The sequence below is a fragment of the Pseudomonas fluorescens genome, assembly GCF_000730425.1.
Lineage (GTDB): Bacteria > Pseudomonadota > Gammaproteobacteria > Pseudomonadales > Pseudomonadaceae > Aquipseudomonas > Aquipseudomonas fluorescens_X.
This window is the reverse complement of the sequence record NZ_CP008896.1, coordinates 4,046,968-4,060,709: the sequence shown is the minus strand read 5'-3', so window position 1 is coordinate 4,060,709 and position 13,742 is coordinate 4,046,968. Positions and strand designations below refer to the sequence as shown.

The 13,742-nt window shown below is 63.6% G+C and carries 10 protein-coding genes and 1 pseudogene; 2 read left to right on the top strand and 9 right to left on the bottom strand.

The features are described from left to right. Window positions 1–10: 10 nt before the first annotated feature. The 9 genes from pgaA to HZ99_RS18155 all read right to left on the bottom strand — a co-directional run bounded on the left by pgaA (window position 11) and on the right by HZ99_RS18155 (window position 10,721). Window positions 11–2,464 (bottom strand): poly-beta-1,6 N-acetyl-D-glucosamine export porin PgaA, encoded by a 2,454-nt coding sequence (pgaA, locus tag HZ99_RS18195; RefSeq protein ID WP_038444971.1) that lies wholly within the window; start codon window positions 2,462–2,464, stop codon window positions 11–13. 297 nt (window positions 2,465–2,761) lie between these two features. Then, complete coding sequence (locus tag HZ99_RS18190; protein ID WP_038444969.1) at window positions 2,762–4,258, bottom strand: YdgA family protein; 1,497 nt, start codon at window positions 4,256–4,258, stop codon at window positions 2,762–2,764. Window positions 4,259–4,500: 242 nt separating this feature from the next. Continuing rightward, the gene (locus HZ99_RS18185) at window positions 4,501–5,133 is read right to left on the bottom strand and encodes a hypothetical protein (protein WP_038444966.1); all 633 of its coding nucleotides are present in this window, start codon (window positions 5,131–5,133) and stop codon (window positions 4,501–4,503) included. An 81-nt stretch (window positions 5,134–5,214) separates the two neighbouring features. Further along, on the bottom strand, window positions 5,215–6,657 hold the full coding sequence (locus HZ99_RS18180; protein WP_038444965.1) for an efflux transporter outer membrane subunit: 1,443 nt from the start codon (window positions 6,655–6,657) through the stop codon (window positions 5,215–5,217). Beyond that, a complete protein-coding gene (locus HZ99_RS18175) occupies window positions 6,654–7,544 on the bottom strand; it encodes an efflux RND transporter periplasmic adaptor subunit (protein ID WP_038444962.1) in 891 nt (296 codons plus the stop codon). Before HZ99_RS18175 ends, HZ99_RS18180 begins: the two co-directional genes overlap by 4 nt. Next, a complete protein-coding gene (locus HZ99_RS18170) occupies window positions 7,541–7,750 on the bottom strand; it encodes a DUF1656 domain-containing protein (protein ID WP_038444960.1) in 210 nt (69 codons plus the stop codon). Before HZ99_RS18170 ends, HZ99_RS18175 begins: the two co-directional genes overlap by 4 nt. Next, window positions 7,747–9,825 carry an FUSC family protein gene (locus tag HZ99_RS18165; protein WP_038444957.1) on the bottom strand — a complete coding sequence of 693 codons (2,079 nt, stop codon included), beginning with the start codon at window positions 9,823–9,825 and terminating at the stop codon, window positions 7,747–7,749. Before HZ99_RS18165 ends, HZ99_RS18170 begins: the two co-directional genes overlap by 4 nt. Next, entirely contained in the window at window positions 9,822–10,253 is a 432-nt protein-coding gene (locus HZ99_RS18160; RefSeq protein WP_038444955.1) for a MarR family winged helix-turn-helix transcriptional regulator, read from the bottom strand. Before HZ99_RS18160 ends, HZ99_RS18165 begins: the two co-directional genes overlap by 4 nt. Before the next feature lie 225 nt (window positions 10,254–10,478). Further along, on the bottom strand, window positions 10,479–10,721 hold the full coding sequence (locus HZ99_RS18155) for a DUF2789 domain-containing protein (protein WP_038444954.1): 243 nt from the start codon (window positions 10,719–10,721) through the stop codon (window positions 10,479–10,481). A gap of 149 nt (window positions 10,722–10,870) precedes the next feature. On the opposite strand from HZ99_RS18155, the gene HZ99_RS18150 reads away from it, so the two are divergent. Together HZ99_RS18150 and HZ99_RS18145 are read left to right on the top strand one after the other, a co-directional pair. Beyond that, window positions 10,871–13,027, top strand: coding sequence for a hypothetical protein (locus HZ99_RS18150; RefSeq protein ID WP_038444953.1), 2,157 nt, complete (start codon window positions 10,871–10,873; stop codon window positions 13,025–13,027). 4 nt (window positions 13,028–13,031) lie between these two features. Then, window positions 13,032–13,739 (top strand): annotated as a pseudogene (locus tag HZ99_RS18145) (DUF3142 domain-containing protein); the annotation flags it as partial. Window positions 13,740–13,742 lie beyond the last annotated feature (3 nt).

Sequence of the window (13,742 nt, the reverse complement as noted above, 5' to 3'; positions counted from 1 at the left end):
TCGGACTCTTCTAGAAGCGGTAGGTGAGGTCGACGATCAGGCGCACATCGCTTTCGCGCTCACCGTCATAAGGTCGGTTGATCCAGCTCAGGTTGGCGCCGGTTTCCAGCACATCGTTCCAGCGATAGCGCTGGCCGTAGCTGAGCAAACCGACGGCACCGGTGGAATAATCGCGCTGGCTGTAAGTGCCCGCACCGGCCTGGAACTGCTGACTCCACTGGGTCTCGTAGCGGTGATAGAGCACATGGTTGACGTTCACCGTGGGCAGCACGCTGAAGTCCGAGCGGGGGTTGAAGTACGGCGTGTTTTCCTTGCTGTTGCGGCTGGCACCGACTTCCAGGCCCAGGTCCACTTGCACCCCAGGCGTGCTGTAAACGCCTTCACGCCCCGTGAGCAGCGCTTCGACGCGGTTGTTGCCGTCGCTGAAATGGGACGGGCTGAGGGCCAGCCTCCATTCACGGCTTTCGTTGGCGCGCCAGCGGATAAAGCCGCTGCCGCCATTGGCGGTGATGTCGGCGTTGAGGGCGCGCAGTGGTGTGCTGGCCGCGAGGTAATCAAGACTGCCGCCGTATTGCCAGTGGTCGTTGATATCCCGGGCAATCGCCAGGCGCGCGCCTTGTTTGGTGCCCGAACCGTAGGAATGATTGGAGACTTCGGCCTCCAGGGTCATGTCGCGGGTACGCCGCTCCACGCCCAGGCGCTGCCAGCGGTGCTGACCGGTCCCTTCTTCAAAGTCGGCGGTGGCGTAGCCGATACCACCAAACACCCGCCAGTCTTCATCGATGGGCGGGCTGTAGAGCAAGGTTTCAATGCCCCAGTCCTTGCTGCCGGACACCGCACCGCCGCCACCGTAGCTTTTGCCGGTGTAGGCTTCGACCCGCAGTTCGGCCATGTCGTGGACCTCACGCAGGCGCTTGAGGCGCTCTACCTGGCGATTTTCCGGGGCGCGGGCGACTACGTCGTCGGTGAGGGCGTCCAGCTGGCGCCACTCCTGCAGATCCAGGGCGGTGTAGCCTTGGGAGACTTCCAGGCTGATGTCCCGTGGGGCCTGGACTTCGGTGTCCTTGAGGGCATATTCGGCCCGGCGCGGCCAGTCGCGGGCGCGGAACATATCGGCCTGGGCCACGCGCAGGCTAATGTTGCCCGGGGCCTGGCGCACCAGGGTATCCAGGCCCTTTTCGCTGGCCGGCAGGTCGGCGCCATAAGTGGCAGCCTGGGCCGCCAGTTGTTGCGCGTCCATCCAGGCGTCGTTGGGGTTGCCGACCGCCAGGCCCTTGAGTTCAACCCGTGGTTTTTGCGTGCTTGCCAGTTGCTCGGCAACGGCACGGGCCTCGTTGGCCTGGTCGTTTTCCAGCAGCGCGTAGAACAGTGCGGTGCTGTCTTCAACGTGCATGTCGGGGTCGGCATCTGCTGCCGTCAAGGCCTGACGATACAGCGGCGCAGCCTTCTCGGGCTGGCGCTGGTCGAGGTAGGCGGCGGCCACCCAGCGCAGGGCGTAGGTGGGGAACTGTACGCCCTCGGCGTGCAGGGCTTCGTAGTCGTGCACCACCTCGGCGGTGCGCGCCCGGGCCTTGAGCGCGCCCAGGCGGTCGATGCGCCAGCGCACCACATCGTCATGGGCGCTGGCGTCCGGGGTCCAGGTAGCGAGCAGTTGGTCGTAATTGTCGAGGGCGCGATCGGCGATCACAAAGCGTTCGCGCTCGCTACGGGTGGCGAGTTCGGCCATGCGCACACGTTCGGCGGCCAGGTCGCCTTCCAGGTGGCGCTGGGTCACCGGGTCCAGCAGGCCAGGGTGGCGTGCGCTCAGGCGCAGGGCCGGTTCCGGCATACGGGCTCGTTGCAGGGCGATCAGGTATTCGCGCACGACATCGGGCTGGTTGCCGGCGCGGATAAACGCCTGGTCGAACTCGAACAGCGAATCAAACGGCTGCCCGGCCCGGGACAACGCGTAGCCCAGGGCCATGCGGCGCTGGACATCCTCAGGCTTGGCCGCCACCAGGGATCGGGCACGCTGTACGGCTTCGGCGGTTTTGCCGCCATCGGCCAGGGTCAGGGCCAGGCCCAGTTGCAGATCCGGGTTGTTCGGCTCACGCTGCAACGCCTGGCGATACACCGCCTCGGCGCTCGCCCAGCGCTGTTGATCGCGATAAGTGCGGGCCACGGTGGCCAACGCTTGCGTCGTCAGTTGGCGCTGGCGCCCCTGGGTTTCATAGACCTTGAGTACTTCTTCATCCTGGCGCGCCCAACTGGCAATCAGCAGGTGGTCGCTGACCTGGCCAGAAGTCTGGCGTTCGGCAGGCAATTGGCGCAGCAGGTTCAGCGCCGGGGTGTAATTGCCGGTGCGGGCCTGGCGAATCAGGGAGTCATAGGCAGCATCGGCCACGGCCAGGGTCGGCAGTAACAGCGCGGCGCCGATCAGTAGACGCAATCGGCCAGGGCCAGTGGGAGAGAGGTTGTGCAGCATGTCGTCAGCTTCCTTACACGGAAAGCTGTAGCGATATCGCCTGTACAACGCGCATCAGGCCGCCGGTGTCTGATGACCCGGACTAGCTTTCCTGGGGCGCAATATCCCTGAGAGGGTTAGGGAATAGGGTAAATCAGGACAATTGTTCAGAATCGTCCTACAAACCAATGGCGATCAGATGTAGGAGCGGGCTTGCTCGCGAATGCGGTGGGTCAGTCATGGCTATGTTGACTGATACACCGCATTCGCGAGCAAGCCCGCTCCCACATTTTTGCTTCGGTGTTGGCCTACAAGGGCTTACTGCGCGCCGCTGACCGCACCCAGTTTGCCCAGTACGCCACCGATAAACTGCTCGACGGTCATTTTCTGGCCATTGAAGGTCACTTCATTGTTGGCGTAGTGCAGCTTGGCCAGGATGTCGTTGCCTTCCAGGGTCGCCAGTTGCGTACCAACCGCCATGCCGCTGATCATCTCGCTGGCCATCTGGGATTGCTGCTCGATGGCTTTCGGGTCGGTCACGCCATCGATCTGCGCCTGCAAGGCCGCAACGTCAGAGATCATCGGCTTGGACAGGGTCAGGTTGGCATCCAGCAGCGTGATCATCTGCTTGGCCAGTTCAACCGGTGGCAGCTCCATGGTGGACGGCTTGGTCAGGTCCACCACCAGGTTGAAGCGGCTTTCGCCATTGGCGGTCTTGAGGGACAGGTTTTCCAGGGCCACTTGCGGCTTGGCGGCCAGCAGCAGGTCGACATTGGCCTGGGCCAGCGCTTGCTCGGCTTCGCTCAGTTGCAGTTCCGGAATCGGTTGGCCGGCAGCCTGGGCGGCCTGCACCGGTTGCATCTTGTCCTGATACAGCTTGGTCAGCACCATCGCCGCCGGTACGTCGATGTTCTTCATGCTCACGGCCATGGCCGCCGAACCTACAGGTTTACCCTGGTAACCGATCTCGGCGATTGTGTAATCGACGCGGCCGCCGAGGTTGTTGTCCTTGGTCTGGCTGCTGTCTTTCTGCTCGAAGCCTTTGACCGTCAGCACCGCTTGCTGCGGGCCGAAGGTGAACTGGGTGCTGCTCAGTTCAATGGTGTTCTGGCCGACATAGAAGCCGAAACTGCTCTTGGACAGGTTGCTGGCTACGGTCAGGCCATTGAGTTGCGCCTGGAACGGTGCGCCATCCGGGCCGGCGAGGTCCAGCTTGAGGGCGTCCATGTAGCCATTGACCTTGATTTCTTCACCCTTGGCGGTATTGAAGTAGTCCAGTTTCAGGCCAGAGAAGTTGACGCTGGTGGTGGCGTCCTTGTACTCCAGGGGCAGCAACTCCAGGTTGCCGTTGACCGAGCGGTTGAAGCCGATATTGGCCACGCCCTTGACCGGAGAAACATCCTTTGTGGCGGCGAACCATTTTTCGGTGGTCGGGTTTTTCTCAAGTGCCAGATGGCTGGTAGCCAGCACCGGCCACCACTTCAGGGTGACCAGGCGCGAGACGGGCAGCGGGCCGTGTTCGATACGGTCGACAAACAGCAGCTCGCTGTCTTTGAACTGCTCACCGAACGCCGCACCTTCGGCCTTGAGGCGGAAGTGGCCGACGCTGCTGAACCAGCCGCGATCCAGGGAGACCATCTCCAGGGTCATACGGCCATCAACGCCGGCCAGGGAGCGCTCCATCTCCTTGTTGGCGTCTTCGATCGTGGTTTTCAGCACCCCTTCCAACTGGCTGCCGGTGTACCAGGCACCGCCGGCACTGACCACGCCGACGGCGGCAACAAAACCCAAGAGTACAACGGCTGATTTATTCATGAAGTGTCCTGATCCAATCCTGTGCGAAGTGGGCTGTCTTCCCTGACCCCCGAAGTGGGGCGCCGGCTCAAGCCCGCCGAAAACCGGGCAAGGTTAGCACTGGCGGGGGGGCAGGACGCAATGCCCGGTAATAACACGCCCCCTGCCGGCGAAAAACACCAGGGCGCCGTGGTCATTCAGGCAAGCCGCGTTATCGTTGACGGCTATCGCCGGCTTGCCGGTGATGAAGCCCCACGGTGGGGTCAGGAATACTCGGTCTCGATCTCGTCGAGTTGATGGTCGAAGCTCTTCAACCGCGCGGTCCAGGTGTATACCAACACTTCAAACTCGCGATGGATCACCGCATTGCCGGGCGTGTCGGCCTTGGGATCGTAGAAGTCCAGTTGGTAGCGCTCACGGGCCATGGCGGTGGCGACGTCGGACAGCTCCCGGGCATTGTTCAGCCAGTGCCGCCCTTCGGCCACTTGTCGGTCGAGTACCACGCATTGCTGCTTCAAGGCTTCGAGGCTTTTTTCGAGCGGGGTGCCGGTCAGTTCGCCCATGACTTCCTGGAACGTACGCCCGGGTTGCCAGTAGCTGCCCCAGAAATAGCGGTCGAACACGGTTTCGACCCGGCGCAGGGCAACCTTGGTGTCCCAGATCGCTACCCGCGTCTTGCCTTGTTCGAGGATTTTTTTCTGGGTGCGCTGGCCCTGGTAAGACGCCCAGGCGACCATACCCACGGATAACGCAGCGATCAGCGCGCACGCGCTGTCGAGGAACACCATGGCCTTATCGAGTTGATGGGCCAGCATGACGCCATAGAAGTAAGTCGCCGATAACAACACCAGTGCGAAGAGCACGCACCAGAAAGCGGGAGCATAAGGGTTTTTCATTATTGGAATCCCCATGAGCAACGCAGGCAGTGATCAGCGGGCCATCACGCGGGCCCGTCTGATCAAAGCATAGCAATCGCCTCAGGGTTTGCCGGGTTCTGCACCGTGCGTTCGTCCGCTTTCCCAGCCGCCACCCAGGGCCAGGAACAGGTCGATCTGGCTCATGGCCACCTGGGTGTTGGCCTGGGCCAGTTGCCCACGCATATCGGTGTAGGTGCGGGAGGCTTGCAGGTCGGCGAGGAACGACTCGCGGCCGGCCTGGAAGAAGCGGTGCGTCTGGTCAGCGGCCTGTTGCGCCGACTGCTCGGCCTCGGCCAGGGCATCGCGGCGCTGCAGTTGCGCGGTGTATTGCGCCAGCCCGGTCTGGGTCTCACGGATGGCGTTGAGCACCACTCCGTCAAAGTGCGCCAAGGCGCCCTGGGTCGCGGCCTCGGCTTCGTGAATGCGTGCGCGCGAGCCGTTGGACGGCACCGTCCAGCTCAGCAACGGGCCAAAACCCCAGCGGTTGGTGGCCGGTTTGCCCAGGTTGTCGATAATGCCCACGGTGCCGATGGAGGCGCCGATGCTGATATCGGGGTACAGCTCGCCCGTGGCCACGCCAATGCCTGCGGTCGCCGCCGCCAGCCGGCGTTCGGCCTGGCGCACATCCGGGCGGCGCTTGAGCAGGGTTGCGCCGTCACCCACCGGCAGCAACTGGGCGATATGCGGCAACTCGGCGCACTCGCGAGTGCCGGCCGGCAATTGCTCCAGGGGCTTGGCCAGCAGCATCGACAGACGGAACAAGCCGGCCTGGCGCGCCGCCTCAAAACGCGGCAGTTCGGCGCGCAGGGACTTGAACTGGGTTTGCGAACGGGTGACCTGGGTTTCATCACCGCGCCCGGCATCGCGCAGGCGTTGGGTCAGGCGGGTGCTCTGGGCTTGCAGGTCGAGGGACTGGCGGGCGATGTGCAGTTCTTCGTTGGCCGCACAGACCTGGGTATAGGAGCGCACCACATCCGCCACCAGGGTGATGCGGGCGGTATCGACGGCAGCCTGGGTCGCGTCGGCATTGGCCTGGGCACCTTCGATACCGCGCTGCAAGGTGCCGAACAGGTCGAACTGATAGGAGGTGGTGATGCCGATATCCGCGACATTGGCCACTGGCACCTTATCCGCCAGCAGGAAGGCCTCGCCGGACTCCTGCAAACGCTGGGCGCCGAGCTTGACCCCGCCGCTCCAACCGCCCGCCGATTGCGCTTCCTGCACCTGGAAGCGCGCCCGCTGCAGGTTGGCCGCCGCCACGCGCAAATCGGTGTTGGAGGCCATGGCCTGGCGCACCAGTTCATCCAGGCGTGGGTCCTGGTACAGCTTCCACCAGTCGGCGGGTACCGGGGCCGAGACCACATTATTGCCCTGCCCGGCCAGCCGGCCTTGCAGGTCGCCACGGTTGACCGCCGCTGCGTCGGGCAACTGGTAATCCGGGCCCACCACCTGACAGGCCGACAACAGCAGCCCAAGCCCGGCAGTCGCCAGCAGTTGCCTCATGGCTGGCCTCCGGCTGTTGGCTGGTCATCGATGATCGACACGGTGGCCGTGCGCCCGGCAATCATGCGGAAATCCGCCGGCACATCGTCAAACGCAATGCGCACCGGAATCCGCTGGGCCAGGCGCACCCAGCTGAACGCCGGGTTGACGTTGGGCAGCAGGTTGGAGCCGCTGGTGCGGTCGCGGTCTTCGATCCCGGCGACGATGCTCTGTACATGCCCGCGCAAGCGCGCGTTATCGCCAATCACACGGATATCGACGCTTTGGCCGACATGAATGCCGTCCAGCTTGGTCTCTTCAAAATAACCGTCGATATGGAAGGAATTGCTGTCCACCACCGACAGCACCGGGCGCCCGGCGGTCACGAACTCCTGGGTGCGGGGCGCACGGTCGTTGACGTAGCCGTCCACCGGGCTGCGCACCACCGAGCGGTCAAGGTTGAGCTGGGCGCTGTCCACGGTCACCTGGGCTTGGGCCAGGGCCGACTGGGCGCGGGCCACGCGGGACTGGCTTTCTTCCAGTTGCTCGCTGGCCACCAGGTTGCCCAGGCCGCGGTTGCGCCTGGCTTCACGCTGGGCCTGGGCCAGGGTTTCCTGGCGGTCGGCGACGGCGGCCTGAGCCTGGCGCAGGGCGAGCTTGAAGCGGTCCTGGTCCACCGAAAACAGCACCTGGCCACGGGTCACCAACTGGTTGTCGCGCACGTCCACTTGCTGGATCAGCCCGGACACGTCCGGGGCGATCTGCACGATGTCCGCGCGGATATGCCCATCGCGGGTCCAGGGAGCAAACATGTAGTACATCACCATGCGCCAGACCACGACGCAGGCGAAGGTCACTACCAGTAACGTCAGGACCACGCGGCCAATCGTCAAAAAAGGTTTTTTCATGTCATCAGGTATCGACTGAGTGAGTCCACAGCGCCAAGCAACAGCGCGTAGAGAGCCACATTGAATAATGCCCGGTGCCAGACCAGGCGATAGAAGTGGACGCGGGTCAACAGCCCGTGCACCACCAGGTAAAGGCCATACGTAATGCCCATCAGCACCAGCAACGTAGGCAGGAATACCCCGCTGATATCCAGGTCACCGATCATAGAGGCGCTCCATCGGGTAACGGCGCATCCAGCTCGCCGGTGCCGACAAACTCCACACCGGGCAACAGCGCCAGGCGCAAACCACTGAGGGCGTGCAGCAGGTGCAGGCGGGTTTCGCCCTCGCCTTGCAGGCCCTGGCCATTGAGGGCACGGCGGGTGCGGTCCAGGGTCATCAGCAGGCCGCTGGGGGCCGGCAAGCGTTCACCGGCCTTCAGGCATGCCTTGAAGTACTCGCCTACCTCGGCCACCACCTGGTCGAGCAACACCCGTGGCACCCCCAGCACGCGTGGCGCGTAGGCCAGCAGGTCGAGCAGGTTCAGCGCCACGCGCAGTTCGCGCAGGGCGACGCCGGTGTCCTGGCCGGTCATGGCCAGGCGCGGCAGGTGCTGCATCAGGCGGTCGAGCATCTGCACGCCCAGGCGCCGGTGCTCGGCCAGAGTGGCCGGCTGCGTGAGGCCGACGATATCGCGCCAGCTGAAACGGGTCAGGCGCTTGGCCGCCAATTCAGCGCCGAAGGGCCGTGCGATCAGGGTCCAGATAAAGGCGAACAACAAGCCCACGGGGCCGGCGAGGTTGGAATTGGCGAAGCTCAAGAAGTCCGCGTCGTAGGCACCCTGGATGCTGATAAAGGACGAGGTGTTGACGATCGTCAGCAGCATGCCCAGGTAAAAGCGCGGTTGCACCGTCAGGGTGCCAACCCAGATAAAGGGCACAGCGAAAGCCAGTACCAGCATCGGGAAATCATGCAGATTGGGCAGGATCAGGAACAGATAGAGGCTGGCGAAGAGCACCGACATCGCGGTCCAGAAAAAGAACCGGTAGATCTGCGGCGCGGGGTCGTCCATCGACGCGAAGAAACTGCACGCCACCGCAGCCAGGATCACCGCGCTGCCGCCATCGGTCCAGCCCAGCAGAATCCACAATACCGAGGCGACAATGATGGCGCTGACCGTGGAAAACGCCGAGTAGAGCATCAGGCCACGATCAAGGAACGGCGTCAGCCGGCCCAGGCGCCAATGACGATAGACCGCACGCCATGGGGCCTGGCTTTCACTGTGGATGGCGGCTTGCAGGCTGCGGCAGTCTTGCCAGAGGTCGATCCACTCGCCCAGGCGATACAGCGCGTTGGAAAACAGCAGTTGATGACGGTCGTCCAGGGCCTCGGCGTCGGGCTGCAGGGCCTCGAGCTGGTCACGCAGCGCCCGCCAGCGCTGCACCGGCGCCTCGTGGGTGGTGCTTTGCAGCCACTCGGTGGTGGCCGCCAGCAGCGGCGCGAACTGGCCGACCAACTCCGGGGTACGGCGCTCCAGGGCATACAGTGCGTCGTCCAGGGCATCCACCACCGGCAGCAGATGAATCATGCGCCCGCGCAGCTCCTTGGTGTTGCGCACCGTTTGCGGCCGCGCGCCTTCATGGGGCAGTTGGCCGATCATCAACTCCAGGGTGTTGAAGGTCGCAACCATGCCGCCGCGCAGGCTGCTGACTTCTTCGGGCTGCACGTTGCGTGTGAGGAAGCGCTGGCTGTAGACCGTCGCGTCGGCAAACCATTTGCGCACCGAATCATCGAACACCGGCGCCAGGCGCCGTGGCCAGAACATGGCGCCGACCACCGCCGCCACTGCGATGCCAAGGAAGATTTCTTCGGTACGCGCCTCGGCCACATCCCACACCGCCAGGGGGTTATCCACCACCGGCAAGGCGATCAGGGGCAAGGTGTAGCCCGCCAGCATCAAGGCGTAGCTGTTGGCGGTACGCAAATGCAGGGACAGAAACAGCAGAATGCCGGTCCACAGCGCAATCACCACCACCAGCAGGAAAGGCGTCTGCACAAACATCGGCACGAAGAACACCGCCGCCATCGCCCCGAGAAAGGTGCCGATGGCTCGGTACAAGGCCTTGGAACTGGTGGGCCCGACAAACGGGCTGGAAACGATATACACCGTGGCCATCGCCCAATACGGACGCGGCATTTGCATCAGCATGGCGATATACAGGGCGATCATCGAGGCGGCGAATGTACGCACGCCGTAGAACCAATCCCGGGCCGGCGGCATGCCGGTAAAAAATCCGTTCAAGGAGCCACGACCAACGGTGGCTGGCTGGCGTCTTCAAAAGCGCGCAGCACCCGCAGCGCCGCTTCCAGATCGGCAGGCGCCATGTCCGCCAGCACTTCACGGCGCAGGCGCACCAGTTGCGCTTCGACAGCCTGCACCAACTCCCGGCCACGTTCGGTCAGGCTCAAGGCCTTGGCGCGGCGGTCGTGCCGGTCTTCGGCGCGGCACACATAGCCTGCGCTGCACAGTTGGTCCAGCAGGCGCACCAGGGACGGGCTTTCCATCCCCGAGGCCTGGGCGACCTTGACTTGGTGCACGCCGTCGCCGAGACGGCCGATCATCAATAAAGGCACCGCACAGGCTTCGGAAATACCGTAGCTCACCAGGGTGGTCTGGCAGATTTTGCGCCAGTTACGGGCGCCCGCCACCATGCTGCTGCTAAGGCTCATATGAAGGGTTTCGAGGGTTCGGGGCACGGGATCATTCGCATACAGTTAGTTTGCTAACTATCAATATGCTGGAGGAATGGAGTCTCGTCAAGTTTTGATACAATTTCACAGGTAGGCGGCGGCAGCCCCCTGTAGGAGCGAACTTGCTCGCGAAAAACGCCAAGACACGGCGTTGACCCAGGGTACCCACCTCACCGTTGACGACCTTCGCGAGCAAGCTCGCGCCTACAGACGCCCGTGGCGCAGCAGCACATTCAACTCCTCCACCACTTGCGCCCAATCCGCATCCTCCAGAATTTCTTCGCGCAAAAACACCTTCTGGCTATCTGTCCAGAAAAACGCATCTTCGAGTTTCAACTCTGGCTTGAGCGGTGAATGCACGGCGACAAAACGCTCAATGCTGACGGCGTCATCAGGCAGCCCGAGCTGTTTGAACAACGACGGCAGGCTGTGAACAGGCGATTCCATGGCAACTCCTAGACTGGGTGATTGCCCTCAGTCTAGACCGATAAAACCCACAGATTGGCCGCCATCGGTGCAACATTTTGCAATGTTCACGCTATCATCTTTGCCTTTCGCCCAGCGGCATTCACGGACTCCCGGAATAAGGACAATTCATGCGCATCGGTCTCCTGTCATCCCTGACCCTGGCACTGTGTGCCGGCGTATCCCTACAGGCCCAGGCCAGTGGCGACGACTCGTGCTACCCCGACTGGCGCGTCTCCCAGGATTCGCTGACCGCCTGCAGCAACATGCCTTTCCTGAGCCCCGGCAATGACAGCCGGACCAATCTGCGCCTGTTGCTCGCGGCAAAAAAGAATGCGCCCCTGACCCCCAATGCGCTGGGCGAAGATGACCTGGCCCAGGGCTTCGGCCCGGTGCCGTTCCCGGTGTACCGCCTGGTGCCCCACCCGCCCGCAGGGCAAGCGCCTGAGGAGCAAGGCGCGGAGCTTGCGCAACTGTTGGCGTCGCTGGGCATCCAGCGCGAGGACACGGCGGTGGCAGGCGACCAGTTTTTGTGGGGCGAAGGCAGCCGTTGCCGTAGTAACAATGTGCAGAGTGCCACCGACTTTGCGCGCCAAGTGAGCAAGGCCGATGTGCCGGCGAATGAGCGTGTGCTGCTGGCCAATGCCCGCCTGAAATTGCTCACCACCTGCGACTGGCAGGGCGACGTGCTGCTGGAGCCGCAGCTGATTGCATCCACCCAGGGCCGTGAACTGAGCACCTACCTGCTCGCCGCCTCCGACTTTTACAGCGGGCGCTTTGCGCATGCCGAGCGCGGATTTGCCGCCGTCACCCTGACCACGCTGCCGTGGCTGAAGGAAACGGCGGTGTACATGATCGCCCGCGCGTCGCTCAACCATGCCCAGGAAAACGCCTTCGACGAATACGGACTGCCCCAGCGCGAGGCTGTGGATAAGCCTGCCTTGGAGGAAGCCGAGCACCGTTTCCTCAGCTACCTGAACACTTATCCACAGGGTGAATACGCCGCCTCCGCCCGCGGCCTGCTGCGCCGGGTGCATTGGCTGGCAGGCGATGCGGGCAAGCTGGCCGATGACTACGCCTGGCAACTGACCGAGGCCACTGATGCCGAGCGCAATGCTTCCATCGATGAGCTGGTGGAAGAAACCGACAATAAGCTGCTGACCCGCTACGCCGAGACCATCCGCAACCCACTGCTGCTGGCGGTCAACGACCTGATGTGGATGCGCGCCAACAACCCGCCCAAGCTGACCCGCGCCACCCTCGACGGGCAGAAGGCCGCGTTTGCCAATGAACCGGCGCTGTACGACTACTTGCAGGCGGCGTTTGCCCTGTATGTCGAGCACCAGCCGGAGCAAGCGTTGAACCATCTGCCGCCAGCGCTGCCAGCGAGCCTGGACTACTTGGCGTTCAGCCAGCAGACGCTGCGCGGCCTGGCCCTGGAAGCCAGGCAGGACTGGAAAGGTGCAGAGGCGCTGTGGCTGCAACTGCTGCCGCTTGCCAGGCAGCCCTTGCAGCGCGATCAGTTGGAGTTGGCCCTGGCCATGAACTACGAACGCAGCGGCCAACTGGCCAAGGTGTTCGCTGCCGACTCGCCGATCCAGAGCAAGCAAGTGCGCTATATCCTGCTGCGCAGCGTGGCCGGGCCCGAGTTGCTGCGCCAGCAGATCACCCAGGCCAGCGACCCACTGGAGCGCAGCACCGCACAATTTGTGTTGCTCTACAAAGACCTGCTGCGCAGCCAGTTCGCGACCTTTGCCGAAGACTTGCAGCAACTGCCGGCCTCCCCCGCCGCCGACAAGATCGGCACCAGCCTGGGCTATGTATACGACGGTGGCCAGGCGCTGACGTTGTTCCGCTGGAGCGGCGACAAGGCGGCCTCCGGCTACACCTGTGCGACCATCGCGCAAACCGCCAGCACCTTGCAGAACGACCCGAAAGACCCACACGGCCTCAACTGCCTGGGTGAGTTCATCCTGCGCAACGGCCTGGACAGCATGCCCCTGGAAGAAGCACGCTCGGCCGGCAGCCTGGGCAGCACGGCATCGGGCTTCAGCGGTGAAACCTTCTCGCGGCTCGAAGGTTATCAACAGGTGATCGCCAACCCCAAGGCGCCCCGTGACGACAAGGCGTATGCGCTGTTCCGGGCGATCAACTGCTATGCGCCTTCAGGCTATAACAGCTGCGGTGGCGAAGATGTCGACAAGGCCGTGCGCAAGGGCTGGTTCCGCCAGCTCAAAAGCGGGTTTGCCGATACGCAGTGGGGCAAGTCGCTGCAGTACTACTGGTAAGCCGATGAAAGGTTTGTGGCTCGCGCTGCTGGTCCTGACGAGCCCGGCCTTCGGTGCGGTCGACGCCCGTGACTATGAAGCCTTCTGGCTGTGGAGCGGCGTCGCGCCGCAGCCGGTGCTCAAGCAGGCCAAGACTCTGTACATCCTCCAGGGCCAGATCAACTCGACCCGCCGCCATCCCGAGCGAGGCGTGCAGTTCATCGCCCAGGGTATGAGCGTGCCGCGCATCCGCCAGGGCCAGGTGTGGATCGTCTACCGCGCCCACACCCTGCGCTGGCCTGAGCCGGTCTACACAAAACTGCTGGGGCAAGTGCAGCGCTGGAAGGCCGCCGGCAACCCGGTGGCAGGTATCCAGATCGACTTCGACGCCCGCACCCAATACCTGCACGAATACGCCGAGTTCCTCAAGGACCTGCGCCAACGCCTGCCAAAGGATCTGCGCCTGAGCATCACCGGCCTGATGGACTGGAGCAGCAACGCCGACCCGGCCGCCATCGCCCAGCTCAAGGGGGTGGTGGATGAAGTGGTGGTGCAGACCTACCAGGGACGCCATAGCATCCCGGATTACGCAGCGTACCTGCCACGGATGAACCGGCTGGGGATGGCGTTCAAGATCGGCCTGATCCAGGGCGGGGAGTGGCAGGAACCGGGGTATTTGCAGGAGAGCGAGTGGTTTCGGGGGTACGTGGTGTTTTTGCAGAATCCCGGCTGATCA

Excerpts from the sequence above, each read along its gene's own strand:
- pgaA (WP_038444971.1), bottom strand. The coding sequence starts at position 2,464 with ATGCTGCACAACCTCTCTCCCACTGGCCCTGGCCGATTGCGTCTACTG.
- HZ99_RS18190 (WP_038444969.1), bottom strand. The coding sequence starts at position 4,258 with ATGAATAAATCAGCCGTTGTACTCTTGGGTTTTGTTGCCGCCGTCGGC.
- HZ99_RS18185 (WP_038444966.1), bottom strand. The coding sequence starts at position 5,133 with ATGAAAAACCCTTATGCTCCCGCTTTCTGGTGCGTGCTCTTCGCACTG.
- HZ99_RS18180 (WP_038444965.1), bottom strand. The coding sequence starts at position 6,657 with ATGAGGCAACTGCTGGCGACTGCCGGGCTTGGGCTGCTGTTGTCGGCC.
- HZ99_RS18175 (WP_038444962.1), bottom strand. The coding sequence starts at position 7,544 with ATGAAAAAACCTTTTTTGACGATTGGCCGCGTGGTCCTGACGTTACTG.
- HZ99_RS18170 (WP_038444960.1), bottom strand. The coding sequence starts at position 7,750 with ATGATCGGTGACCTGGATATCAGCGGGGTATTCCTGCCTACGTTGCTG.
- HZ99_RS18160 (WP_038444955.1), bottom strand. The coding sequence starts at position 10,253 with ATGAGCCTTAGCAGCAGCATGGTGGCGGGCGCCCGTAACTGGCGCAAA.
- HZ99_RS18155 (WP_038444954.1), bottom strand. The coding sequence starts at position 10,721 with ATGGAATCGCCTGTTCACAGCCTGCCGTCGTTGTTCAAACAGCTCGGG.
- HZ99_RS18150 (WP_038444953.1), top strand. The coding sequence starts at position 10,871 with ATGCGCATCGGTCTCCTGTCATCCCTGACCCTGGCACTGTGTGCCGGC.